We start from the raw sequence: 23467 nt of genomic DNA on the forward strand, positions 1-23467 counted from the left end.
AATTAAAAACTTGCAGAAAGACCAAAAGCAAAAGATTTACTTATTGGTTGTGCATAATAGTTGCCGTAGGTCTCTGGATCAAAATACCCATCGTAATTTGCGCCGAAAACAAAGAGATTACGCCCTTCTACATTCACACGCAAATTGCTCGCACCAATTTTTTTACTTACTGCAGCCGGTAAAGTATACCCTAATCGAATACTATTGATGCGGACATAGCTCATCTTTTTTGCCCAGATATCATACTGCTTGAAAGAGTTGATCGGATCGTTGCTTTCCATCCAAGCATAGGCCATCCAACGATCATTGAATTCGGAACTTATGCTTCCCAAAGCAGGCATATTACCACCTTCTTGCAATGCCTTAAAAAGATCTGTTGTATAATTCTGCCCACGGTCTACCAAAGCCGGATTATAAGTCGGGGTACGGCTTACCCAACGCTCCAAATTAAACACTGCAGAAATCGCAAGGTCAAAGTTACCATAACGGAAACGGTTAGTCATTCCACCGATAAACTTCGGATCTTTACTACCCTTGTATTTAAATTTAGAACGGTATTCTGCAGCAGTCATATCGGTTTGCGAAGTATAGCCCGGTAAGAATTCTGCCCATGGATCGTATAAACCATAAAACTCTTCAAAACTTGAAACGGACCCATCCTGATTTCTAAATTGCATTACGCCATCTTTATCCAAACCTGCAGTTTCCAATACATATAAACCATTTATGGGACGTCCCTCCTGTGCCTCCGGCGCATACGCTTTAGGATCATTCATGACCTTTAATAATTTATTGTCATTATGTGCGATATTGAAATCCGTTGACCAAGAAAACTTATCTGTCTGAATCTGACGGCTTGAAATCGTCAACTCAATACCTTGATTTCGTGCTGACGCCCAGTTAACCTGAACATTCTGAAAACCATTTTCCAAAGGTAATGCGCTGAAACCAATCAGGTCAGTACTTTTTCTGTTATAATAGTCAACAGTAATGTTTAATCGATTTTTCCATAAGCCCAAATCAATTCCGGCATTATAAGACTGTGTCCGTTCCCAACGAAGTTTGTCATTGGCAGGCATATCAACAACCACAGTTCCCTCGGTGTTACCCGGAAGAAGCGTGGTATTACCATAGTTACCGACGATAAAAGGATAGGTATTGCGGTCTACATTTCCCTGGATACCATATGAAGCCCGTACCCGCAAATCGGAAAAGGCCGTTTTTCCTTTAATAAACTCTTCTTCTAGCACATTCCACGATCCCGAAAGCGACCAAATTGGTAAAAACCGATATTTTGGATCCACACCAAACATGTTTGAACCATCGTAACGAATGCTACCATTGACGTTGTACTTACGGTCAAAGGTATAAGTTGCATTCCCATAAAATGACGGATATGAGTTCTCAATAAATCCCTTTTTGTACTGAAGAAATCTTGAATCTGTTTGATAGTTACTATTTGGAAAAACAATGCTCTGGGTAGTCAAAGTCGCCGGATTGTAGCCAAATCCTTTGGTTGACACCACTTTATTTGTAGTACGTCGCAGCTCTGTTCCTCCCATCAATTCCAGCTCATGGCGATCGTTCCAGCTTTTGTTGTACTTTAAGTAAGTTTTCCAGTTATATTGAAAAATACTATTATAGTCATTTTCGATCTTACCTCCAGTAGGCAAGAAATACTTATAAGTTTTACTAGCAGCATCGTAATACCGTGTAGCAGCACGTAACTTGCGCGTATTATAACTCTCTTGATCGGCAAATTTTTCTGTGCTGTTTTCATCAAACTGCAAGCCAAATTCGGAGCGTAATGACAATTGTGGAATAATCGTATATTCCAAGTAACCAATCGCTTTCAGTGCCTTATTCGTTAAAGTATATTTGGTATTTTCCCTTTCTTCTATAGCATTGAAAGGAATATAGGTATCTTTTTCATAGCCCTCAATATCCGGATCATAGTTGAATCTACCAGATTGATCATAAACAGAAAGATATGGGTTAACCGAACGCACATAATAACTTCGGTTCGTAAAAGCATCTTGATCCTGAATCGGATTTTGTCTATTCGAAATCGATCCTAATACATTAATACCCGCCTTAAATCGATCGTTGATTGTAAAGTCGTTGTTTAAGGTAAGCGAATAACGACGAAGATCAGCTCCTTTAGTTGCTCCCTTTTCATCATAAAAACCACTGGACATATAATAGCGATGTCCGTCATTACCACCCGAAATAGATGCAGAATACTGCTGATTCAGCGCCTGACGGTACAATTCTTTTCCCCAGTCCGTTTGTTGTGCACGCAATTGATTGATCGACTGCTGCACTTCTGGTAACAAAGCGGCCAGACCACCCGAACGATAAGCATCCAATGCATCTGCTTTTTTTAGTATCCGCATAACAGCGCCCTTATCCGTACGATAATTTAAATCGGTGCGGTCGGCCATCAATAACTCAAAATCTACCTTCTCGTTAGCATCCATCAGATTGAGCTTACCGAAATCCGGACGTTGCGTCACAAAGGTATTGGCCGACACTTGCAGTTTTGCGGGCCCAGATTTACCTCTTTTTGTGGTAATCACAATGACTCCATTTGCCGCCCTCGCGCCATAGATGGAAGTCGCCGCTGCATCCTTTAATACCGTAATATCGGCGATATCGTCAGGATTGATACCCGCAATCGGAAGATTACTCAAGCTATTCAAATTGTCTTTGTCAATTCGTTTGGGCAATTCAGCTCCTTCAATCGGCATGCCATCGATGACCCATAATGGGTCTTGTGTGCCATTGAGTGATACCGTACCCCGGATACGGATCTGTGGGGCACTGTTTGGTCCACCATTAAAATTACTCAGCTGCAAACCTGCGACCTGACCAGCCAACATTTCGTCGATCGATGCAACTCCCGTCTGTTTGATATCAGCAACGTTGATTTTATTGTAGGCAGTCGTATTTTTACGTTTTTTGATATCGGTATAACCCGTTACAATCACCTCATCCAAAGATTCGCCGCTAGGCTGTAACAAAATGGTTTTATGATCCTGAAATACCGGTACCTGAATTCGCTGGTATCCGACATAGCTAATCGTTACATATTTTAAATTATTAGGCACTTTCAGTCGAAATTCACCTGCCGCATCGGTCAACGACCCCAATGCCGACTGCTGTACCTGATTGGGTACACCGATGTCCTCTGCTACTGCCGAACTTTCAACGACAACCGTCGCCCCCACGACCGGTTTTAACGTGACCGCATCCAGTACCTTTCCTTTCAGTTCCCTGGATTCCTGCGCATGCGCAACGTGCACACACATGAAGGTCAACGGTATTAAAAACTTATTCATTTTGGTAGATGTTAATATATTAGTTTAATTCTAAGGTATTTGCAATACGTAGTAAAAGATCCATGTAATGCGATTTTGTAATGGCATCACCAGTCCGCTGCTTTTGTTTCAGCAACTGGTAGATCTCATATAATTCAGCGCGCTTGTAGGTCAGCATATCGGACGTGCGCATCATACCGGTGACATGGACATTCCGAAGTTCAACTGGTGAAGAGGATGCATGTTGTGGATGCAAACATAGATCAGGTCGTGTCGCTTCAACCAACTGCTCAATGCCTGCCAGTTTCTTCGCGTTTAACTTCTCCATGGATTTGTTTGTAGAGACCATCAGCACATCCACATAGTTTTGTTGAAGCATCCGTGTTTTAAGATCCAACGGTTGTCCAATGATGGTTTTAGCAAAAATTGTCTGACGTACAGAAGTCAGAAACTCAGGTGCACTCCATGCTTTTTGACTTCCAAAAAGATTTTCCATCTCAACCATACGCAGTAGACGCTCATCGTTCACAAGTTTATACAACATAGCGTATTGAAATTCACGTTGTAAGTTATAAGGAGCGTACTCAAATGGTCCAATCGGCGAATCTCTCAACGGAAAAGTTTTTGCCATCAGCGCCGGCACGAACAACCACTCGGGCATGTAAAAGACATTTTTCTTGAGGTATTCCAAAGCACGCACCTGTTTTTCTTTCGGCACTGGACTATATGCATCTTTTTGATCGCCCAAAACGGCATTTTCTAGATAGATACCCCCGATGTTATTTAAGACATGGTCCGCATACGCGTACCATTGACCGACAACCCCCATATATAATTTACCAGCACGGTAGTAATCATCGCCTACCTTAGTGGTCCAATTGATTATATTTGGCATCATACGACGCAGATTCAGCATACCATATTCACCAGCTTTCATGGCGTCATCACCAAGATCTTCCGATTGAGCCCGCGGATCAACGATATTTTTGGAATCCTGTTGCTCACCATAATGATAAATCGGATCGTGTACATGGTTATCAATTTCCTTTCTCAACAAAGGTATTTCATCCCAAGGCTGTGTTTTACCGTACCAGCGGTAGGCCCAGCCAATCGCATACTTGTCGTATGCACCGATCACCGGGGTAATCTGTTCTACACCATCCTCAGGTTGCGCTACATAATTGAAACGCGCATAATCCATGATAGAAGGTGCTGTTCCCCCCATTTTTGCGGTAAAGCTTTTACTACGTAATGAATCCACGGGGAAACTCGCCGATGCCCCCATATTATGCATAAGCCCCAAAGTATGGCCAATTTCATGGGATGATACAAAACGAATGGCATGTGCCATTTTCTCATCGGAAAAAACATTAGCACGTACTGATGTATCGACGATGCCTGTTTGTATACGCATCCAGCTGTTCAGAATAGTCATAACGTTATGCCACCAGATCACATCAGCTTCCAATATCTCCCCCGAGCGTGGGTCAACGACGGATGGCCCCATCGCATTTGCCTGTGCAGATGCTGCATAAACGATAGAAGAAACGTTAGCGTCGTCCGGATCAAATTTGACACTGTCGGGCTGTTGTTTGGCCAGAATTGCATTTTTGAAACCAGCAGCTTCAAATGCGACCTGCCAATCGTGTACCCCATCAATGATTGCCTGACGCCATTGTTTTGGTGTCGCCGGATCCAAATAAAAAACAATCGGCTTCTTTGGTTCTACAAGCTCCCCCTTCAAATAGCGCGCTTTGTCTTCATCTTTCGGTTCCAATCGCCAGCGATTGACCAGATTTTTCTTATCCAGTTCTTGTTGTTTATCGTTAAAATACCAACGTGGTGAAGTGAAGAATCCCACTCTTGGATCGGCAAAACGCGCAACCATAGGTGTTTCTGGAAGCTCATACAGATTGCTCGTTATCTCTAGAGAAACTGGCACCGATTCATTCCCTTCAGTCACCTTCGTGGACAATACCGATTTCACAACGATATTATTCGAATATGATTTGATATCTTCGATCGTAGAAATACTGGTCTTAGGCGAAGTACCCAAGCCCAAAGAGGTAAACACATCCGTAAAGCTCTTTTCTGAACCATCAAAAACCTTGTTTACTTTTATTACTACAGCACTGGAGTCTTTGGAGTAGCTCTCGACTTTAAAGGATTCGATATAAGAAGGACGGTAATTATCATAAACTGAAGCCGCAATCGCATCACCCTTGGGTACTTCGACCTGTGGTTTAATCTCCGAAACCCACACTTCTTTTTTCTCCTTACGATGAGTAAAACGAATGACCTTATTTTCATAATTCATCCCTTTATTTACGCCGGCCTCATTCAGCGCCAATGGAACAGAAGATAACTTCTGAATCAGTAGAATATCTTGCCCCATCTTTTTCAATGGAATCTCAAAGTAGTAGTTATTTTCCTTACGGATCACCGTAAACATCCCACTGTCCACATGTGCATCTTTCAACAATTTGTCGTATGCCGCTGTAGAGTCTTTTTTGTCTGTCGAATCCTTGGCAGCAATAACCGTCTCTTTTTTTCTTAAACCAACTGTTTGCAATATGGCACAAGATTGCATTAGACCCGTTGAAAATAAAAGACCTACGGCTAGCTTTGTATAAGTGTTTTTCATCAAATAATTATTTTTAAGCTCACTTTCAAAGGCATAAATGAGCTCGTGGCACGCTATTTGTTTTTCACTGGTGGCGATGTAATATCAACCGAATATCCATTGTCTAACCAAAGCTTGTATCAGCTGAGGATAAGTTATAGTAGAAAGTAATTGCATCTATTCCATGAAGTCAATCCTAAATTGCACGCTATAAAGGCCTTGACATTTTATCGGATAAGATTAGGCTGATCACAAACTAAAACCACTGGATTAAGAGCCAAATTTGTTAAAAATATTGTAGAGAATAATACATAAAGGGATGAACACGTAGTTTAGCGGTATGAACACGCACGATAAAAACATGAACACGTTAGACACCTTCAATTTCATTACGCATATAAGGTATTATGCGAGTGGTAATCGTACAATAAATTGTCCCCCCTCTATTCCGAACTGAAAACCAGACATTGTATAATAAGTATAGATCGATGATAAATAATTGAGACCGTACCCCTCTCCTTCCGACTCTGCCCCCTGCCGAGGCTGCCAGTTGTTGCTAATTTCCAGCAAGTTGCTTTCCGGAATGTAGATTAACCGAATAGTAAACGGATTCTCTTTAGAAATACGAGTATGCTTTATCGCATTCTCAACAAGCATTTGCAAACCCAAACGGGGAATCTTTTTTTCCAATAATTCATTTGAAATTTGAATGTCCATATCATTTAATGCCGCCCCAAAACGCACCTGCTGCAAGAAGAAATAAGCTTTACCCAATTCCAGTTCCTCTCGTAGCGTAGACCATTCCGCCTCGTCTGTACGCAGCATCTTCCGATAGACTTTAGTCATCTTGCCAATAAAAGACTTGGCCAGTTCATCGTCTTTTCCGATTAAGTACTGAAGTGAACCAAATGTATTGAATAAAAAATGTGGATTGATCTGTTGTCTCAATTGCACAAGACGCATCTGCGTATATTCATTTTCCTGTTCCAAGGCCAGCAATTTCAATTGTTGAATTTTACGCCGCTCCACAACATTGAAGTAGATTAATGCCATAGCGACCAGCATCAGCCCCACACCGAGCAAGATACTATAAGTCAACAATTCCTGGATTTCCTCTTCGATGCTCAACAACAGAACATACACCTTAATTTCACCACCAACAAAAAGAATGTTAGAAGGATAAGAATTGACCATTACGTCCAGCTGAAGAAAATCAGACTGGACAATTTGACCTTGTTTTGAAAATGCAGCAGTATTTCTTCGTCCCCACCTCCTATTATCTGGAGAATACACACAGATACCGCGGTCGTCATAGATCTCAAAGTAAGCGCGCCTTCCAAAGTTGAGTTTTGAAAAATAAGCATTCAGCCGTTCAATATCCATGTAAATATGATACAGCCGATGATGTATTGTCCGGGTACGTAACAATGTTAGCATCCTGTTGCCCACATCTTCAACCTGACCCACAGGGATAATGACCAATAAGGAATCCCCACTTTCTTTTGGATCGAAAACGGGTTGTTCCAATATCTTTTTCTCAGAAAGGTACAGATCTTGCTGCAACAATTCTAGTTGCTTCTTGACAAGCAACATATTCTCATCAGCAAAATCAATCAATATTCTTTTCTTAAGACGATCAACTTTATGATGGATAATACCGAGCAGTCCTCCCCCTACCAGCAGCAGCAACAACAAACAGACAATCAGGATAATACTATTTTTCTGCTCGCCATTTTTTAATCGAAATTTCACGGCACAAAAATACATGAAAAATTTTAAAGCGTATGCAAACTACCTCACAAGAAAGACTTTAACAAAGCCATGTATCCATTAATGCCGATCGATTCCCACTGCTCTTTCAAAATACAGGCCGCAAAGAATTAAAAAAAAACGCTAATTACTTTTTGTAAATTTAGTCGACCAAAATAGGGCTTTAATTAAAACATGCATTAAAATAACAAAGAGAATTATTATCTTAATAGCGTAATTAATGATTTGACACCATGAGACATACACTAATTATTTCATTGGCAGTGCTATCGGTCTGCTGTTGGTACAGTTTCAACAGTCCGAATGATCAGCGAAATCCTTTATATGGCAAGGTATTCAGAGAGATCAATGAGATTGCCGAATTAAAATCCTACAAGTATTCAACTGGTGCAATCGTCGAAACTGGCGAGCATCCGCAGGGAGACCACCGCTTTGCTGCCGGCTATTTTACAAATGCAAAAAATGGCATCTGTATTCTAGAGGAAGTGCTACCCGATGAAAAAGCAGGTAAAGGTAAAGTAAAATACATGATTTTGGACACCATCAATATTCAAAAACTTAAACCCGACCAACAACTTAGCTTATGTAACTGCAAACAAGGTGATAAACCAAATACAGAAATTATAGCCATTAGTCATGTTGATGAAGACAAAGAATATTTCAACACCATCATCACAGCATGGCGAATAGATACCCAAAACCAGAAAATTGTCCGTTTAAAAGATACAAAAGGGATCAGCTGTCTCAATGAAGGTTATGGGATATAAACACAAATGGCTATTTTAAATCAATCCATCAGCCTTTAGCTTGTCAAACACATGCAAAACACCAATAACCTGGACAGATTCCTCCAGGTATTCCTGGTGTGAAAAATAACGAACGGCCCCAATCTCATTACTGGGTTCTATCGGCTCTGTTAATGGATATAGAAAACAGTCCTGTTCCATGATAACCTCCGGTGCAAGCCCGTATGCCGAAGCTGTTATATGGCAATAATAGGAGATTTTATCCGGATCCAGATTAATATTTAGCTCCTCCAAAATCTCCCGACGGAGAGACTGCAAAGCTTCCTCTCCAGCATCAATTTTGCCGCCTGGCAGATACCACGCCTTTCTATTGTTGCTATATGCCAATAGTAATTTACCCTCTTTAATGCTCACTAAACCCGCTGTAGGCAAAGTTTTTTTTGTTTTCATGAATTTAAATATAAGCTAGTACTGATCGAAAAGATAAATTGAAATTAATTCTTTTACGACATTTATCAAAACACGACAGTCAATTTTAAGGATTCCCCCCTAAAATTCTTGAAAAATCAATCAATGCACCGTTAGTAGGATGATCTATCTTTGTGCACGAGCTTCCGCAGACTCTTCAGAAAAGTCTCTGCGTCATTCCGGGTGAAACACAACGGTGGTAACAAACGGAGCGTATAGCGTCCGGCATACCCCGTAAAAACCTTTTCAGAAAACAGCAGTTCTTCCCGTAGTCGTTTAATGTCGTTTTCAAATTCTACGCCAATCATCAGGCCTCGGCCTCTCACCTCACTCACGCCATCTATTGTCCTCAATTCTGTTAACAAAAATTCACCTACAGCAGCCGCATTGTCGATCAATTGTTCGTTATGGATAACATCCAATACTGCTAAAGCCGCCGCGCACACCACCTGACTGCCACCAAAAGTAGTCCCTAATTGTCCCATCACAGGCTTTATCTTTGGAGAAATAATCGTGGCTCCCATGGGAAGTCCATTTGCAATTCCTTTGGCAACAGTAATCAGATCGGCTTCTATCCCAGCATGCTGATGTGCAAAGAAAAGCCCTGTACGTCCATATCCACATTGAATTTCATCCAAAATAAGCAACGTACCCGTTGCTGTACAAATTGATCTCACTGCTTGCAAGAAATCAGGACTTGCCTGATGGATTCCTCCAACACCTTGAATAGGTTCAATAATTACAGCGCAGTATTCTTCTGTTTCCAATTGTTTTTTCAAACTGGAGATATCATTGAAGGGCGTGAAAACAAACTGTTCACTTTCATTTAATGGCGCACGGATAGATCGAATATCCGTTGCCGAAACTGCCGCTGAGGTCCTCCCATGAAACGCATTGGACATTGCTAAGACTTTCCTCCTCCCCGTATGGAATGAAGCCAACTTCAGTGCATTTTCGTTTGCCTCAGCACCAGAATTACTAAAAAAGACAGCATAGGTCGGATAACCACAAGCTAAGCCTAGGCGTTGAGCAAAACGGTCCTGCAAGTCATTCTTAACCGCATTTGAATAAAATCCAATCTTATTGATCTGTTGTAAAACCTGTGCGATAACATGGGGATGACTATGCCCAACAGAAATAACTGCATGCCCGCCATATAGATCCAAATAGGACTGCTGCTGGTCATCATACACAAAGCAACCTAAAGCGCGTTCGATTGCAATATCAACTTTCTCAAAAACTGGAAATGGTTTCATGAATCAATTCGTATTAATAAAACTCAAAAATCAGCTTAAATATACTTTACGTACTAGTCCAAAAAGGTTATTTACTACTAGTCCAGCCGACGCGGACAACCAAGCAAATAACTCATCTTAAAAACAATAGCTTAGCGCTGATCTCGCGCGCGACATCCTGTATATTTTAATCCTGCTGAACAATCGTATCTTTGGATAATTACCCGATATGAAAGCCCCATGCTTAGACCTTGGAATTTAACAATAGACATTGACAGATCTTCTGCAAAAGCAATTTACATCCAAATAGCAGATAATGTTGCCGCAGCCATACAATCAGGCAGGCTGCCGAGAGGAACGGCCTTACCGAGCAGTCGATCACTTGCAGCGCAGCTAAAAGTGAACCGGAATACAGTAATTGAGGCCATACAGTTGCTAGTCAGCGAAGGTTGGTTACTTAGTCAACCGCGTAGAGGTATATTTGTTGCAGCACAATTACCTTATGGCTCCAACCTATATACGGAACAAAAGATAGCATGGTCAGATCATCAGGCTCCCCAGCGCATCATCTTCGATGACGGTAATCCAGACAGTAAAATTGCGCCGGTAGAGCAGCTTGGAAGAGCTTATCGTCAACTATTTAAACGCAGTGCACGCTGGAAAATGATGGGTTATGCCGATCCGAGGGGCCATATTGATTTTCGGCAGGAAATCGCAAACATGCTTAACATCGAGCGTAACATGCGCATCAATGAAGATCATATCTGTATCAGTCGGGGTAGCCAAATGGCCATGTATCTTGTTGCCCAATGCTTGTTACAGCACAATGACTATATTTTTGTGGAATCTCCAGGATATCATTCGGCCTGGAAGATCTTTGAAAAAGCTGGTGCAAAATTAATTCCTATCCCAGTAGATGAAAATGGGCTTAAGGTTGAGGAGCTGCTACCACATCTATTGAAAAAGAATCCCATCAAGGCTTTATACCTTACCCCACATAGACAATATCCAACCACCGTCACATTAAGCAAAGAACGCCGTGCTCAATTAGTTGAGCTATCCAACAAATATAACTTTGTAATCATCGAAGATGATTACGATTACGAATTTCATTTTGAACAAGCCCCCTATTACCCGCTCGCCTCACAGCCTGAACTGATCAATAATGTTTACATCGGCACGTTGAGCAAAGTGGTTGCGCCAGCACTCCGTATCGGTTATCTTGCAACGAGAAACGAATATCTGCTCCAGCAAATTACCGAACTCCGATCCATCATCGATATTCAGGGAGACAACATCATGGAGCAAGCAGTGCTCGAGCTCATTCAGGATGGAACCATCCGTAGACATATCCGAAAGGCAACACAGCTGTACAAAAAGAAACGTGATTTTATGGTCGCCCAATTGGATAAATTTCTACCGGATCATGTGGAGTATACATCCCCTAAAGGAGGATTGGCCATATGGCTATCCCTTAAACACCAAATCAACTGGGCGTTGTTATTCCAAAAACTAAAGGAAAAATCAGTACATATACCGCATCCCGAAAATTACACTAAAGAACGTACATTTGGTGGAATACGACTCGGCTATGGCTCTTTATCGGAGGAACTGATTAAAGAAGGAATTACGATTCTGGCCGAAGTGTTGGAACAGTCAAAGCTTCAATCCTAATCAATTTCAATTAGTCGTTTGGCTAGACCATTTTCCAATTTGGACGAACGTCATTAGATTAAAATTCTGAAAACACAAACACATTCAATATTTAATTTCGCCTCATTAAAACCGTTTAGAAGATTAGTATAGGCAATACGTAAAAAACAGTTAAAAGTGTTGCTAAAAGGTAATTATTTTGTCAAAAATCATTTTTTTCACTTATCAATCGCACAAATTAACCGTAGTTTTACAGTGCAAAAACGCACAGAGCTATTCCAATTGGATAGCGATACAATAAGAGAGAATGGAGTACATTAATTTATGACGGAGAGAATACCCAGCAGGCCATATGCCGCAATAACCGGTATTGGCGGATATATTCCACCGAATAAGAGATCAAATACAGATTTAGAACAGTTTTGCGATACATCCGATGAATGGATTATCAAACGTACAGGTATTAAGGAACGAAGAATTTTAGAAGAGAATCTTGCCACATCAGATATGGCTGTAAAAGCGATACAGAATCTGGCGGAACAATATCATAAAAACCTGAAAGATGTAGATGCGCTCATTGTAGCGACTTCTACACCCGATATGCCGATGCCGGCAACAGCCAATATTATTTTAGAAAAATTAGGGCTTTCTCATGTCTGGGCTTTTGATGTCAACGCAGCTTGCTCTGGATTTCTATATGCCCTGGATATGGCTGCTGCTTTGGTGGAGACAGGACGTTACAAAAACGTACTTGTTGTAGGAGCCGATAATATCAGTACATATGTAGATTTAAAAGACCGATCAACCAATATTCTTTTTGGGGATGGTGCTGGCGTTATCTGGCTGGAGCCTTCATTAGAAGGGGGTATTATGGACGCTTATCTTTGCAGTAACGGCGCGGGAAAAGAATTTTTAAAAATAGAGGCTGGTGGTTCTTTGTATCCCATCGACAGTAATCTTCCTGTAAATGACAACAGATTTCTGAAACAAGATGGTAAAACTGTATTCAGACATGCTGTACAGTCTATGAGCGATGCGTGTACTACGGTGTTGCAACGCAACAACCTACAGATTGAAGATATCAGCTGGTTAATTCCACATCAGGCCAATCAGCGGATCATCGATGCTGTTGGACGTAGCCTTAATATACCAGAAGGCAGAGCTCTAAGTAATATAGAATACCTAGGAAATACGATTGCTGCCACAATTCCATTATGTATTTGGCAAAATATTAAAAAATTAAATACAGGTGACTTAGTCATGTTAACCGCCTTTGGCGCCGGTTTCTCTTGGGGAGCCAGCCTATTTAAATGGATGATTTAAGCATTAAAACTTTTGTCGTCATAAAATTCACACTATGATTAAATGCCAGAGATTTCTGATTTCTGGCATTTTTTATTTTCTCTTTTAAAAATCAGCTGTTCTTTTTCCATACTAGCGATTTCGCCTATGCTGATCTACCCCCTTAATAATTTAATGACAAGCCTACACCAAACCCCATATCACTATCATAATGCGTTCTAAAGGCCATATTTTTGGTGATGACATAGTTTAGCCCCATCATATATTCACGATCTGAATTGACCATAAAATCACCACGGATCCTTCTGGAGATCGGAATATCTTCACGCATCAGTTGCAGTCGTATAATGCCATCGTGATAAACCTCTGCCTGAACGTTAACCAGCATGGGCAAAGTATACATAAAACCTAAACTTAGCGCTTTGCGGCTATCTTTTTTATTTGCCTGTCCGAAAATATTTGTTTCATGTTCATCCTCCCCCATACGGCGGTAACGATAATCAAAGCCTACAAAAGGCATAAACCATTGCATCTTCCCGAAGAATCGGCCTAAATGGGTTTCCACCTCATAACCGTGCATATCATTATAGCCCAATCGCCATTCCGAACCAAGCTGCCAACGTGCATTCTGAAACATTGCCTGCCCATCATTTCCATTTGTCGCAAAATCATTTTGCGCCATGAAATGCGTCATATTACTTTCCATTTGCAGTTCTTTATAGGCTTTGGTTTTGTTCGGAAGGTAGGGGTTTTGGTAATCCCCAACAGCGAAAACTCGATTCATACCAGCCATCATATGGTACAAAATGTGGCAATGAAAAAACCAGTCCCCCTCTTCATTCGCTAAAAATTCGATCGTATCGGTTTCCATAGGCATAACATCAACCACATTTTTCAGCGGCGCATTAGCTCCTTTTCCATTCAGCAGGCGAAAGTCAAAGCCATGCAGATGTATGGGATGACGCATCATTGAATTGTTATAGAGGGTAATGCGCAATACCTCACCCTTTTTTACAGGTATCTTATCCGTCTCAGAGAGAATTTTGTTGTCCATGCTCCATACATAACGGCTCATATTTCCGGTAAGCGTAAATTTGAGATCTCGTATGGGGGCTTCTTTCTGGAATTCAGTCGCCTGAGGAGACTCTAGCATCGCATAGTTCAGCGTGACAATATTACCTAATGCATTGGCATTATAACGATTGGGATCTTCGTCCATGTTCATTTGTCCATGATCCATACCGCTATGTTTATTGTGATCTTCTTTTTTCTTTCCATCGCCTGTAATTTCGGGATACATCACCACATTCATATCCATCTGATTCAGACTCATCTTCATGCCCATATCATTGAGATCGCCATTCATCTTCATCATGTCGTTCATCATCTTCATTCCTTCAAAATATTTAAGGCGGGGAAGTGGGGAGATCAACTGTTTGATACCATTACCGATAAAATAGCTTGTAGATTGTGAGCGATCTTCCGTGGTTGCCATAAATTCATAAGCTGTAGCTTCATTTGGGATTGTTACAACGACATCATAAGTCTCCGATACTGCGATCATTAATCGATCGACCTCCACTGGTACCACATCATTCCCATCATTTGCAACAACGGTAATTTTACCACCTGCGTAGCGCAGCCAAAAATAAGACGAAGCACCACCATTGGAAATTCGTAAACGCACTTTATCTCCTGCTTTCAATGCTTTACCATTCACCGAATTCAAATCCGTGGAATGAGCCCCGTTCATCAAGACCTTATCATAATAAACGTCACTGACATCCATCGCAAGCTGACGTTTCCATTCATTCGTGACTTTCGTCTTAAACTTTCCTGCTTTAATAGCTTCAACGTACGATTGTGTTGAACCTTTTTTTATCGCAGCCCAATCGTTTGCTGTATGTAGCATCCGCTGTATATTATCTGGATTGTAATTTGTCCATTCACTCAATATGACGGGAATCGTGGGTAAATCATCAATTCCTTTTCGGAAAGTCTTATCATCAGCACGCTTGTTGAGAATCAGGCTACCATACATACCGATCTGTTCCTGCAGGCCTGAATGCGAGTGATACCAATGTGTACCATGCTGGATTATCGGAAAACGATAGGTGTAAGTTGAATTTGGTTTTATCGGTTCCTGCGTCAAATGCGGTACACCGTCTTCTTTGTTCGGCAAAAAAATACCATGCCAGTGTAGCGAAGTACTCTCTTTTAACTCATTGTGAACAACAATCTCTGCCGTATCTCCTTCTGTAAAAGTCAAGGTAGGCATCGGAATCTGTCCATTTACAGCGATTGCCCGTTTTGATTTGCCGGCATAATTGACGGTTGTATCCCGTACATAAAGGTCGTGACGAACCACTTTCTGGGCCAGCACAGTCAGTTGCGCCATCAATAGTAAAACAACGGTTAATATATTACTCTTTTTACTCATCTTAATTCATTTACTTAATTAGTATTCTGTTACCCATAGGTCCTACCCCATACTGATAGACCAACCTCACACCCGGATGCCCCGTGATCAGTGGTGTAACTGACAAACTTATCAACAAAATCAATATTAAATAGTTTATCCAGACTTTTGTATCACTGCGAAGTCCTACACCACGTACAGTTGCCATTCTAAAAGCCAACCAATATGAATATAATCCATAGGGAGGCGATTAGTTTAACGTTTCTACGGTGCTTCCACAACCGATCATTTGCGCCCCATAGAAAGGATTTTTTATCGCGTTCTCTTTACTGAGCCAATGCGCACCCTTGCCATTATCATACATGGGACAATGCTGATAATAAATAGGTCCATCCAATTTACTCACCTTGAGAAGTTCATAAAAAGTGTTTGAAAGAGAAGCAAAAGTCACGCGTTGCTTAGCCACATCTTTATTTTGGGCGATGCCCGATGCATCAGCTGCTAAGCTATTCATTACCTTCATCCAAACCGTATGTTCGGCAGCCGTAAGCTTATTCATATCGACTGCTTTGATCGCTTCCTTCAACGCGGTGGCTTTGACTGCAGCTCCCTGTGCGTCGGTCTTCACCAAAGCATCTTTTAGCCCCAAATAATGGTTTACCAACTGGCCAAACGCTGTCTTCTCTTTTTCAGGTTCTGTTATCTTCGAAGGGTGAACATGGGAAGCATTATTTGCTGTTAGGCCGCCCTGATTGTGCTTATTATGATCGACCTGCTGTTCAGCTCGATTTTTTAATGCTGGTTTTAGCACGCGTTCATATTGCTCAGCTTTAGCCAATTGCGCATAGACATCATCTGGAGCCAGGAACTTTTCATTGTCGAAGCCTGCCAATGCTATACGCTTAAGAACTTCATCAGCACTTGTTTTTGAAGGATCATAAGTAATAGATGCTAGTTTGGATGTCGGATCCCAGTCAACGATCGCAGTGTGTCCATCGCTGCCAACTTTTTCAATTATCTTTTTAACAGCCGTAGTGTTTCCGAAGATCTTTACTGTGGCTGTCTTTGCATTTTTTATTTGTCCATATGTATATTGAGTGGATAGTAATACCGAGATTACCAAACCAAGTAATGAAATTAATCTCATGATTATGATATGTTGTATATAAATGAATACTGATGAAAATTACGGTACAGCAATCAATACATGTATGCATTGAATCCCATAGATCCAAAGGGATTTTCATAAGCTAAATAAATCGGGCTTGGACAGAATCCTATCCAAAAAGACATAGCAAGGGCTATCAATCTATAGTTGAGCGAGCTGAGGAGGCTGCCAAATGGATATATATATATCTGTACAAAAAGGTTGCTTATAGCGTGCATAGGAGCTTGAAGCATCGGCATACGCCGGTAAAATCTGCGGAGCTTCGATTACTGACACAATAAAACTATATTGAAAGGAGAAACGGCAAGACTTTTCTCCACAGCGCTTACTGCAGTCATCTACCCATTCGTCTGAAGCCGCCGACTCAGCTCCATTATCTTTACAACAATCGACGGTTGCTGTGTCTCTTGTCTTTTGCGTTTCATCAAGACAACATGATTTTTCTTCCTGACTGTTTTTTTCGGACGGCGCATGGCAGGCAAATAACCTATTTGGAGCAAAAAAAAGCCCCATAATACAGATTATAAATACGATACCGCGTTTTATCCACATAACGGATTGAAATTTGCGAAGTAACTACATACGTTACTTCTGAAGTAAATGTCGGTAGAATTTTTGAATGAACAATTGTACTATTTTATTTTTTGTTTATGATATTTCAATAAGGCCTATTTTGACACGCTATTTAAATACATAAAACTACTTTTCAATTTGCCTAATCCAGTTAAGCATCAGCAGACAGGCAGGCGCATATACACCACCATGGTCAAAGCCCTGCAGCTGATAGAGTGAGGTTTTTGTATGTCCAACCTGCTTTAATATTGCTGCCAAATGTGCATTTTCCTCGAATCGTGCAGCCATTTCCAATTGCTGATCGCCGGTGATCAGGAGGATGGGCGGCGCATCTTTGCGTACAAATGAAAGTGGTGCAAACTGATCAATCTGAGGAATCACCATCGATTGTCCACGTTCCTTTTTTATTGTATAATGGGTATTGGTCTGTCCACTGATTGGTGCCAGGCCTTTTATACGATCTGCATCAACACCAAATTTTTGAAGATAATGCTTATCTAAGCCTACCATTAAAGCCAAATACCCACCCGCCGAATGGCCCGAAACATAAATTTTTGAAGGATCTCCACCATAATTGGCAATGTTTGAGAATGCCCAGGCAACAGCTTCTGCAGCATCTTCAATATATTCAGGGGCTTTTGCTTTAGGACTTAATCGATAATTGACCGCTATAACCGCCACACCTTTCTCTTTAAGTTCAAGTGGAATAAATTTATTCCCCTCTTCTAATCCACCCCCATGAAACCAAACAATGGTAGCAAAATTTTTACGATCTGTCGGGATATAAATATCCAATTTACAACGTTCTTTCTTATAAGAATCCGGCTCGTTAGGTTTGCAATACGCAACATCGGTAGTCGTTTTATAGTGCTGCGCAAAAATCAAACTTGGCGAAAACAGGAAAAAAGAGATAATAAGGAATTTGAAGGACATATGAATCGTATTTAAGTCTTACATCCCTTAAAGGTAACAAACTTTAAGAGAAACCATTTAATTGCACTAAAATAAGTTTCAATTTTAACCTTTTTATTATATCTTGATAATTATCTGGAAACAGATATAACAAAATACAAATTTTCCTGTTATTAACGTAAAAAACATGTATTAAAATAGAAAACAGAGTCACATTATATGGAACGGATAAAAATTGAAACCGCTATCAACGTGCGCGTAGAAACGGTCTGGAACGCGTATAACTCGGCAGAAGATATCATGCAATGGAACCATGCCTCAGATGATTGGCACTGTACAAGTTCAATCAATGACTTACGCATTGGAGGAAAGTTCAAAAATCGAATGGAAGCAAAAAATGGATCGATGGGGTTTGATTTTGAAGGCAGCTATACCGCACTAGAGCCTTTTAAAAAAATAGCCTATGTCATGCCTGATGGACGTCATGTTGAAGTCAACTTCAATGCTAAAAAATCTGTAACTGAAGTCACCATAATTTTCGATGCTGAATCTGAAAATTCGATTGATATGCAGCGTAATGGATGGAAGGCCATACTCGAAAACTTCAGATCTTACGTTGAAAATACTTATGCAACTACACAAAACGGATAATGAATTGGTGACGGACCAGCTTAGCTTGTTATTTCACTCCATCACCTTTTAAATAAAGGATATCTTTAGGATTCTTAAAAGTATAGTTATATTTAGCCACAAATTCGTCTTCCCTTCACCATACATAAGGGGGACCGACAAAAACAAAACGCGATAAAAAGATTACATATGACAATAATTAACAATTATGAAGAGTACAAAGCCTTTGAAGGAAAATCATTAGGCGAATCCCAATGGCATGTTATTGATCAAAAACAAATTAATCAATTTGCGGATGCAACACTCGACCATCAATGGATTCATTTAGATAGTGAAAAAGCAAAAACTGATAGCCCTTTTAAATCGACTATCGCCCATGGCTATCTGACTTTGTCCCTCATTCCCTATTTATGGAAACAAATAGCTGAAGTAAGAAATGTCAAAATGGAAATCAATTATGGGATCGAAAACCTACGTTTTGCACAGCCCGTTTTGGTTGACAATGCGGTGCAGCTACATACACTGGTAAAGTCTGTCGTCAATTTAAGAGGTGTTATCAAAGTAACCATAGAAGCTACATTGAAAATCAAAGATAGTGCAAAACCGGCTTACGTAGGTGACGTCATCTTTTTATATCATTTCAATTAGTCGCAGCTTTAGGTTCACAGAAATTAGCGAATTCCTATCAATGCACAATCGCTATCAAATAAAGCATATTACAAATTATAAGGAATACCCTTATGATTTGTTGCTTTTAGCAGACGAAACGGTACATGCAATCGATAAATACCTTTACGACTCCCTAGTGTATGTTGTATATGACGTGAAAATGCCGATTGCTGTTTTTTGTTTATATCCAGTCGATTCAGAAACATTGGAAATTAAAAACATTGCCGTATCTCCAGCATTTCAAGGCATGGGACTCGGAAGCCAATTGCTTGATTTTATTAAGGCCAATTACCAGCAATATGCTAACCTTATCGTAGGTACCGCCGATTGTGGACTAGCACAAATTCGTTTCTATGAACGAAATGGATTTGTTAAATACGGAATTCGTAAAGACTTTTTTATCAAAAATTATGAGCGGCCTATATATGAAAATGGCCAGTTATTGAAAGATATGATTATGTTGAGGTACAATAAATAACTACCTTTGAAAGAGGCAACTAACAGAATTGATTCAACGGAACTTTATTTATATAAAAAGATGAAATTGACTGCCATTCACCCCAAACTACCGATGCGCAATAAATCCATTACAAAGGATTTTTATGTACATAAACTTGGTTTTTCATTGATCGGGAACGTCGATTACGAGGGCTATCTCATGCTAAAAAAAGATCATATTGAAATCCATTTTTTTGAATTTAGAGAACTTTTACCCAAAGAAAATTATGGTATGGTGTACGTCCGTACAGACGATATTGACCGCTTGTATCAATCTCTTCAGGAAAACAACGTAGCTATACACCCCAATGGAAAACTTGATACCAAGCCTTGGGGTCAGCGTGAGTTTTCAATTTTGGACCCCGACAGCAACTTCATAACCTTTGGGCATGACGCTGAATTCCAAAAAGCCCACTAAGATTGTGTTAATTAGCATAATCTCCTAGTGGGCCGGGCATTTTTTATGTTATTTTTTAGCCAAAAAGATCCGAACTCAAGTAACGGTCACCGCGGTCGCAGGCAATAAATACAATAACGCCCGCTTCAATTTCATTCGCAATTTTGAGTGCTCCAGCTAAAGCTCCCCCCGTACTCATCCCCGCAAAAACACCTTCGCGCTTAACAAGCTCCCGGGCAAGCTCAGTGGCCTCCTGTTGGGATATATCGAGAACGCGATCTACTCTGCGCGGATCAAAAATCTTAGGTAAATAGGCCTCGGGCCAACGCCGTATACCTGGTATGGATGATTCAGGAGTGGGCTGGCAACCTACAATCTGAATGGCTGCATTTTTTTCTTTCAGGTAGATGGAGTTACCCATGATTGTTCCTGTGGTGCCCATGGCGCTTACAAAATGTGTAATCTTGCCATCTGTGTCACGCCAGATTTCAGGACCTGTGGTCTTGATATGTGCTTGGTAATTATCTCGATTCGCAAATTGATTCAATATATAATAGCCCTCTTTTTCAGCCTTTTCTTCCGCATAATCACGGCATATTTCCATCGATTCCAACAGGGTAACTTTCGCTCCATACGCCTCCATCGTAAGCGTTCGCTCGCGGGTGGAAGAAGCGGGCATCACAAGTTCTAGGCTCAGCCCATATATACCTGCAATCATAGCCAATGCGATTCCTGTGTTACCACTCGTTGCCTCAATCAATTTGCTATCTTTTGTAATATCGCCACGTTCCATCGCTGAACGGATCATATTGAGCGCTGCACGATCTTTAACTGAACCAGCTGGATTATTACCCTCCATTTTCGCAAAAATCTTCACCTTCGGGTTGGTATGGAATTGCGTAATCTCGACTAATGGCGTATTTCCAATCGTATCTATGATATTTCCCATGGTATTTAATTTATTGGTTTCGAATCTATAAACTTTGATGTAGCCTGATGGTATACCGTGGTATACGGCTCTACAGAACTTGTCAACCACACATTACCGCCAATCACCGAATGATGACCGATCTGTGTTTCGCCGCCAAGAATGGTAGCACCGGAATAGATAATCACATGATCACCTATAGTCGGATGCCGCTTTACATTGGAAAAAACCTTATCCACACTCAGTGCGCCTAAAGTTACCCCCTGATAAAGCTTTACATAATTACCAATAGTACAAGTTTCACCAACGACCAGTCCGGTTCCGTGATCAATATGCAAATGATGGCCTATCGTTGCTCCAGGATGGATATCTATTCCAGTTTTGGAATGAGCATGCTCCGTCAATATACGTGGTATCAAAGGAACACCCAAACGATGTAGTTCATTGGCCATCCGGAAAATACAGATCGCAAAAAAACCAGGATAAGTACGTACGACCTCTCTCTTGTTCTGCGCTGCGGGATCCCCGTCCATCAATGCATCGGCATCCCAGCACATCAGTTCATAAAGTTGTGGAATCCGTTCAAAGAATTTATGCGCTACGTCCGAATGATTGCAGCTTTGACAAGCTTTGGATTTGCTCAAAAGCTGCTCCAGTTCCAATTCAAATTGCTCAAAAGCGAGCTTCACATCATCGACAGATTTCATATCGCCTGAATTTCGTTCCGGAAAGAGCACATCCAAAATTCGGATAGCCCATCCACAGATCTTCTTATTAGAAGGCATTTCTAAAACAGCCAATTGCTGCTCATAGATATGTTGATAAAAATCATGCATCTTCACTAATTTATTGAAACAAATATACTATACAATATTGATAGATTAAGCCTTATACTAAAAAACTTAACGGCTTTGACCATCACTTTAAATCCGCTCGCTAATGGAATAAATCATTTGGCCTAAAGAACCAAACGCTCAAACAACTCTCTCAATGTTACTTCTGGATCTTCACACAAACCGGGATGTGAGGCCGAACATTGGATCAAGGTACTCCGCTTCGCTGTCAACCAACGAAAACGTTCGGTGATATCCAGCTCAGCAAGTTTGCCAGCATCTCTTTCTCCATGACAGATTCGCTGGAAAGAAGACAGGTGATTTTCAATCATTTCCAATTCAATATCCGGACAAAGCGACCGCGCTTTCTGTTCATTGACAAAATAAATCATTTTCGCATAACGGTACTTGCGACAATACAGAGCTACACCCACGTTAATAAATTCCTCGCGTTCCACCCGTGGTATCAAACGTACCACAGCGTACTCATATAAGGTCTTTTCTGGCATCTTCAATTTGCTTTACAAAAATGGATGAATTGGCTACACGGCGTTTCAAGAAAGAAACATATACTTCTCGCGCATCCGCCGCCGAAAGTTCACGTTCGGAATCTTCCAACCACTCATCCGGTACCACGGCTAATATGTCACGAAATACCGTCTCCGTAAAAAGTGAACGATATTCCGCATCTATCTCCCCCACCCTACTGGCATTTTTTAACAGTACGTGATCTTTAATCTGAACAAATGGCTTTAACGACTGTTCCTCCCAGTTATCCCAGCTGTGATGGAAATATAAAGCAGCTCCATGATCTATTAACCAAAGTTCTTTGTGCCATATCAGCATATTTGTGTTCCGAACAGTTCGGTCCACATTCATTAAGAGTGAATCTAGCCAAACAATCTTGGATGCTTCTTCCGCCGCAATAACGTCAACATTTGCATCGAATGTGATGGCTCCGCTCAGAAAATGTAGACCTAGGTTTTTGCCCACACTGAATTTAAGTAGATCCTGAATTTCTTCATCAGGCTCTGTCCGACCAAAGGACTCGTCCAAATCGGCAAACACAATTTCGGGCACGCGCAATTTTAACAGTCTTGCCAGCTCTCCGCCAATCAATTCGGCGATGAGGGCCTTCCGCCCTTGCCCTGCTCCCCTAAATTTTATGACATAACTGAAGCCATCATCAGCATCGACCAGTGCCGGTAAAGACCCTCCCTCCCGAAATGGCTGTACATATCGAATGATCTTTACTTTCCTAATAACAGGTTGTTGAAAATCCATGAATTTATTTTTTTTATTAGCTAAAGTTGGTAAACTAAT

The 23467-nt window shown here is 40.9% G+C and carries 20 protein-coding genes; 7 read left to right on the plus strand and 13 right to left on the minus strand.

Features of this window, described 5'->3' with window-relative positions:
* Positions 1–2 precede the first annotated feature (2 nt).
* The 3 genes from B2W36_RS13095 to B2W36_RS13105 all read right to left on the minus strand — a co-directional run bounded on the left by B2W36_RS13095 (position 3) and on the right by B2W36_RS13105 (position 7695).
* Positions 3–3341, minus strand: a complete 3339-nt coding sequence (locus tag B2W36_RS13095; protein WP_293888103.1) for a SusC/RagA family TonB-linked outer membrane protein — start codon at positions 3339–3341, stop codon at positions 3–5.
* A 19-nt stretch (positions 3342–3360) separates the two neighbouring features.
* A complete protein-coding gene (locus B2W36_RS13100; RefSeq protein WP_293888105.1) occupies positions 3361–5964 on the minus strand; it encodes a zinc-dependent metalloprotease in 2604 nt (867 codons plus the stop codon).
* 384 nt (positions 5965–6348) lie between these two features.
* A complete protein-coding gene (locus B2W36_RS13105) occupies positions 6349–7695 on the minus strand; it encodes a sensor histidine kinase (RefSeq protein ID WP_293888106.1) in 1347 nt (448 codons plus the stop codon).
* 251 nt (positions 7696–7946) lie between these two features.
* Here B2W36_RS13105 and B2W36_RS13110 point away from each other — a divergent pair, with 251 nt between their 5' ends.
* Positions 7947–8480, plus strand: a complete 534-nt coding sequence (locus B2W36_RS13110) for a hypothetical protein (RefSeq protein WP_293888107.1) — start codon at positions 7947–7949, stop codon at positions 8478–8480.
* 15 nt (positions 8481–8495) lie between these two features.
* Here the strand turns inward: B2W36_RS13110 and B2W36_RS13115 are convergent, their stop codons facing one another.
* Both B2W36_RS13115 and B2W36_RS13120 read right to left on the minus strand, forming a co-directional pair.
* Complete coding sequence (locus tag B2W36_RS13115; RefSeq protein ID WP_293884406.1) at positions 8496–8909, minus strand: NUDIX hydrolase; 414 nt, start codon at positions 8907–8909, stop codon at positions 8496–8498.
* 131 nt (positions 8910–9040) lie between these two features.
* On the minus strand, positions 9041–10183 hold the full coding sequence (locus B2W36_RS13120) for an aspartate aminotransferase family protein (RefSeq protein WP_293888109.1): 1143 nt from the start codon (positions 10181–10183) through the stop codon (positions 9041–9043).
* Between the two features lie 219 nt (positions 10184–10402).
* On the opposite strand from B2W36_RS13120, the gene B2W36_RS13125 reads away from it, so the two are divergent.
* Positions 10403–11836 (plus strand): PLP-dependent aminotransferase family protein, encoded by a 1434-nt coding sequence (locus tag B2W36_RS13125; RefSeq protein WP_293888111.1) that lies wholly within the window; start codon positions 10403–10405, stop codon positions 11834–11836.
* 303 nt (positions 11837–12139) lie between these two features.
* Positions 12140–13138, plus strand: a complete 999-nt coding sequence (locus B2W36_RS13130; RefSeq protein ID WP_293884409.1) for a beta-ketoacyl-ACP synthase III — start codon at positions 12140–12142, stop codon at positions 13136–13138.
* A 142-nt stretch (positions 13139–13280) separates the two neighbouring features.
* On the opposite strand, the gene B2W36_RS13135 is transcribed toward B2W36_RS13130, so the two are convergent.
* The 4 genes from B2W36_RS13135 to B2W36_RS13150 all read right to left on the minus strand — a co-directional run bounded on the left by B2W36_RS13135 (position 13281) and on the right by B2W36_RS13150 (position 18210).
* On the minus strand, positions 13281–15557 hold the full coding sequence (locus B2W36_RS13135; RefSeq protein WP_293884410.1) for a multicopper oxidase family protein: 2277 nt from the start codon (positions 15555–15557) through the stop codon (positions 13281–13283).
* A gap of 229 nt (positions 15558–15786) precedes the next feature.
* On the minus strand, positions 15787–16683 hold the full coding sequence (locus tag B2W36_RS13140) for a DUF3347 domain-containing protein (protein ID WP_293888113.1): 897 nt from the start codon (positions 16681–16683) through the stop codon (positions 15787–15789).
* Between the two features lie 162 nt (positions 16684–16845).
* On the minus strand, positions 16846–17256 hold the full coding sequence (locus B2W36_RS13145) for a hypothetical protein (RefSeq protein WP_293888114.1): 411 nt from the start codon (positions 17254–17256) through the stop codon (positions 16846–16848).
* A 147-nt stretch (positions 17257–17403) separates the two neighbouring features.
* A complete protein-coding gene (locus tag B2W36_RS13150) occupies positions 17404–18210 on the minus strand; it encodes an alpha/beta hydrolase (protein WP_293884413.1) in 807 nt (268 codons plus the stop codon).
* Positions 18211–18408: 198 nt separating this feature from the next.
* Between B2W36_RS13150 and B2W36_RS13155 the strand changes: the two genes are divergently transcribed.
* The 4 genes from B2W36_RS13155 to B2W36_RS13170 all read left to right on the plus strand — a co-directional run bounded on the left by B2W36_RS13155 (position 18409) and on the right by B2W36_RS13170 (position 20404).
* A complete protein-coding gene (locus B2W36_RS13155; protein ID WP_209576757.1) occupies positions 18409–18840 on the plus strand; it encodes an SRPBCC domain-containing protein in 432 nt (143 codons plus the stop codon).
* A gap of 168 nt (positions 18841–19008) precedes the next feature.
* Positions 19009–19467, plus strand: coding sequence for a MaoC family dehydratase (locus B2W36_RS13160; protein ID WP_293884415.1), 459 nt, complete (start codon positions 19009–19011; stop codon positions 19465–19467).
* 40 nt (positions 19468–19507) lie between these two features.
* A complete protein-coding gene (locus B2W36_RS13165) occupies positions 19508–19966 on the plus strand; it encodes a GNAT family N-acetyltransferase (protein WP_293888116.1) in 459 nt (152 codons plus the stop codon).
* Between the two features lie 60 nt (positions 19967–20026).
* On the plus strand, positions 20027–20404 hold the full coding sequence (locus B2W36_RS13170) for a bleomycin resistance protein (RefSeq protein WP_293888118.1): 378 nt from the start codon (positions 20027–20029) through the stop codon (positions 20402–20404).
* 55 nt (positions 20405–20459) lie between these two features.
* On the opposite strand, the gene cysM is transcribed toward B2W36_RS13170, so the two are convergent.
* The 4 genes from cysM to B2W36_RS13190 all read right to left on the minus strand — a co-directional run bounded on the left by cysM (position 20460) and on the right by B2W36_RS13190 (position 23428).
* Positions 20460–21332, minus strand: coding sequence for a cysteine synthase CysM (cysM, locus tag B2W36_RS13175; RefSeq protein ID WP_293888120.1), 873 nt, complete (start codon positions 21330–21332; stop codon positions 20460–20462).
* A gap of 5 nt (positions 21333–21337) precedes the next feature.
* Positions 21338–22147: a serine O-acetyltransferase gene (locus B2W36_RS13180; RefSeq protein ID WP_209576764.1), complete on the minus strand. Its 810-nt coding sequence runs from the start codon at positions 22145–22147 to the stop codon at positions 21338–21340.
* A 122-nt stretch (positions 22148–22269) separates the two neighbouring features.
* Entirely contained in the window at positions 22270–22653 is a 384-nt protein-coding gene (locus tag B2W36_RS13185) for a DUF3037 domain-containing protein (protein ID WP_209576765.1), read from the minus strand.
* The gene (locus B2W36_RS13190) at positions 22631–23428 is read right to left on the minus strand and encodes a HipA family kinase (protein ID WP_209576767.1); all 798 of its coding nucleotides are present in this window, start codon (positions 23426–23428) and stop codon (positions 22631–22633) included. The genes B2W36_RS13185 and B2W36_RS13190 overlap by 23 nt, the downstream gene beginning before the upstream one ends.
* Between the last annotated feature and the right edge of the window lie 39 nt (positions 23429–23467).

This window comes from Sphingobacterium sp. UBA3549, from assembly GCF_002376635.1.
GTDB lineage: Bacteria > Bacteroidota > Bacteroidia > Sphingobacteriales > Sphingobacteriaceae > Sphingobacterium.

Bases quoted from the DNA above. Each gene is read 5' to 3' on its own strand.
- cysM (WP_293888120.1), bottom strand. From the start codon at position 21,332: ATGGGAAATATCATAGATACGATTGGAAATACGCCATTAGTCGAGATT.
- B2W36_RS13135 (WP_293884410.1), bottom strand. From the start codon at position 15,557: ATGAGTAAAAAGAGTAATATATTAACCGTTGTTTTACTATTGATGGCG.
- B2W36_RS13095 (WP_293888103.1), bottom strand. From the start codon at position 3,341: ATGAATAAGTTTTTAATACCGTTGACCTTCATGTGTGTGCACGTTGCG.
- B2W36_RS13145 (WP_293888114.1), bottom strand. From the start codon at position 17,256: ATGTGGATAAAACGCGGTATCGTATTTATAATCTGTATTATGGGGCTT.
- B2W36_RS13190 (WP_209576767.1), bottom strand. From the start codon at position 23,428: ATGGATTTTCAACAACCTGTTATTAGGAAAGTAAAGATCATTCGATAT.
- B2W36_RS13170 (WP_293888118.1), top strand. From the start codon at position 20,027: ATGAAATTGACTGCCATTCACCCCAAACTACCGATGCGCAATAAATCC.
- B2W36_RS13160 (WP_293884415.1), top strand. From the start codon at position 19,009: ATGACAATAATTAACAATTATGAAGAGTACAAAGCCTTTGAAGGAAAA.
- B2W36_RS13150 (WP_293884413.1), bottom strand. From the start codon at position 18,210: ATGTCCTTCAAATTCCTTATTATCTCTTTTTTCCTGTTTTCGCCAAGT.
- B2W36_RS13125 (WP_293888111.1), top strand. From the start codon at position 10,403: ATGCTTAGACCTTGGAATTTAACAATAGACATTGACAGATCTTCTGCA.
- B2W36_RS13140 (WP_293888113.1), bottom strand. From the start codon at position 16,683: ATGAGATTAATTTCATTACTTGGTTTGGTAATCTCGGTATTACTATCC.
- B2W36_RS13180 (WP_209576764.1), bottom strand. From the start codon at position 22,147: ATGCATGATTTTTATCAACATATCTATGAGCAGCAATTGGCTGTTTTA.
- B2W36_RS13185 (WP_209576765.1), bottom strand. From the start codon at position 22,653: ATGCCAGAAAAGACCTTATATGAGTACGCTGTGGTACGTTTGATACCA.
- B2W36_RS13155 (WP_209576757.1), top strand. From the start codon at position 18,409: ATGGAACGGATAAAAATTGAAACCGCTATCAACGTGCGCGTAGAAACG.
- B2W36_RS13130 (WP_293884409.1), top strand. From the start codon at position 12,140: ATGACGGAGAGAATACCCAGCAGGCCATATGCCGCAATAACCGGTATT.
- B2W36_RS13165 (WP_293888116.1), top strand. From the start codon at position 19,508: ATGCACAATCGCTATCAAATAAAGCATATTACAAATTATAAGGAATAC.
- B2W36_RS13120 (WP_293888109.1), bottom strand. From the start codon at position 10,183: ATGAAACCATTTCCAGTTTTTGAGAAAGTTGATATTGCAATCGAACGC.
- B2W36_RS13110 (WP_293888107.1), top strand. From the start codon at position 7,947: ATGAGACATACACTAATTATTTCATTGGCAGTGCTATCGGTCTGCTGT.
- B2W36_RS13100 (WP_293888105.1), bottom strand. From the start codon at position 5,964: ATGAAAAACACTTATACAAAGCTAGCCGTAGGTCTTTTATTTTCAACG.
- B2W36_RS13115 (WP_293884406.1), bottom strand. From the start codon at position 8,909: ATGAAAACAAAAAAAACTTTGCCTACAGCGGGTTTAGTGAGCATTAAA.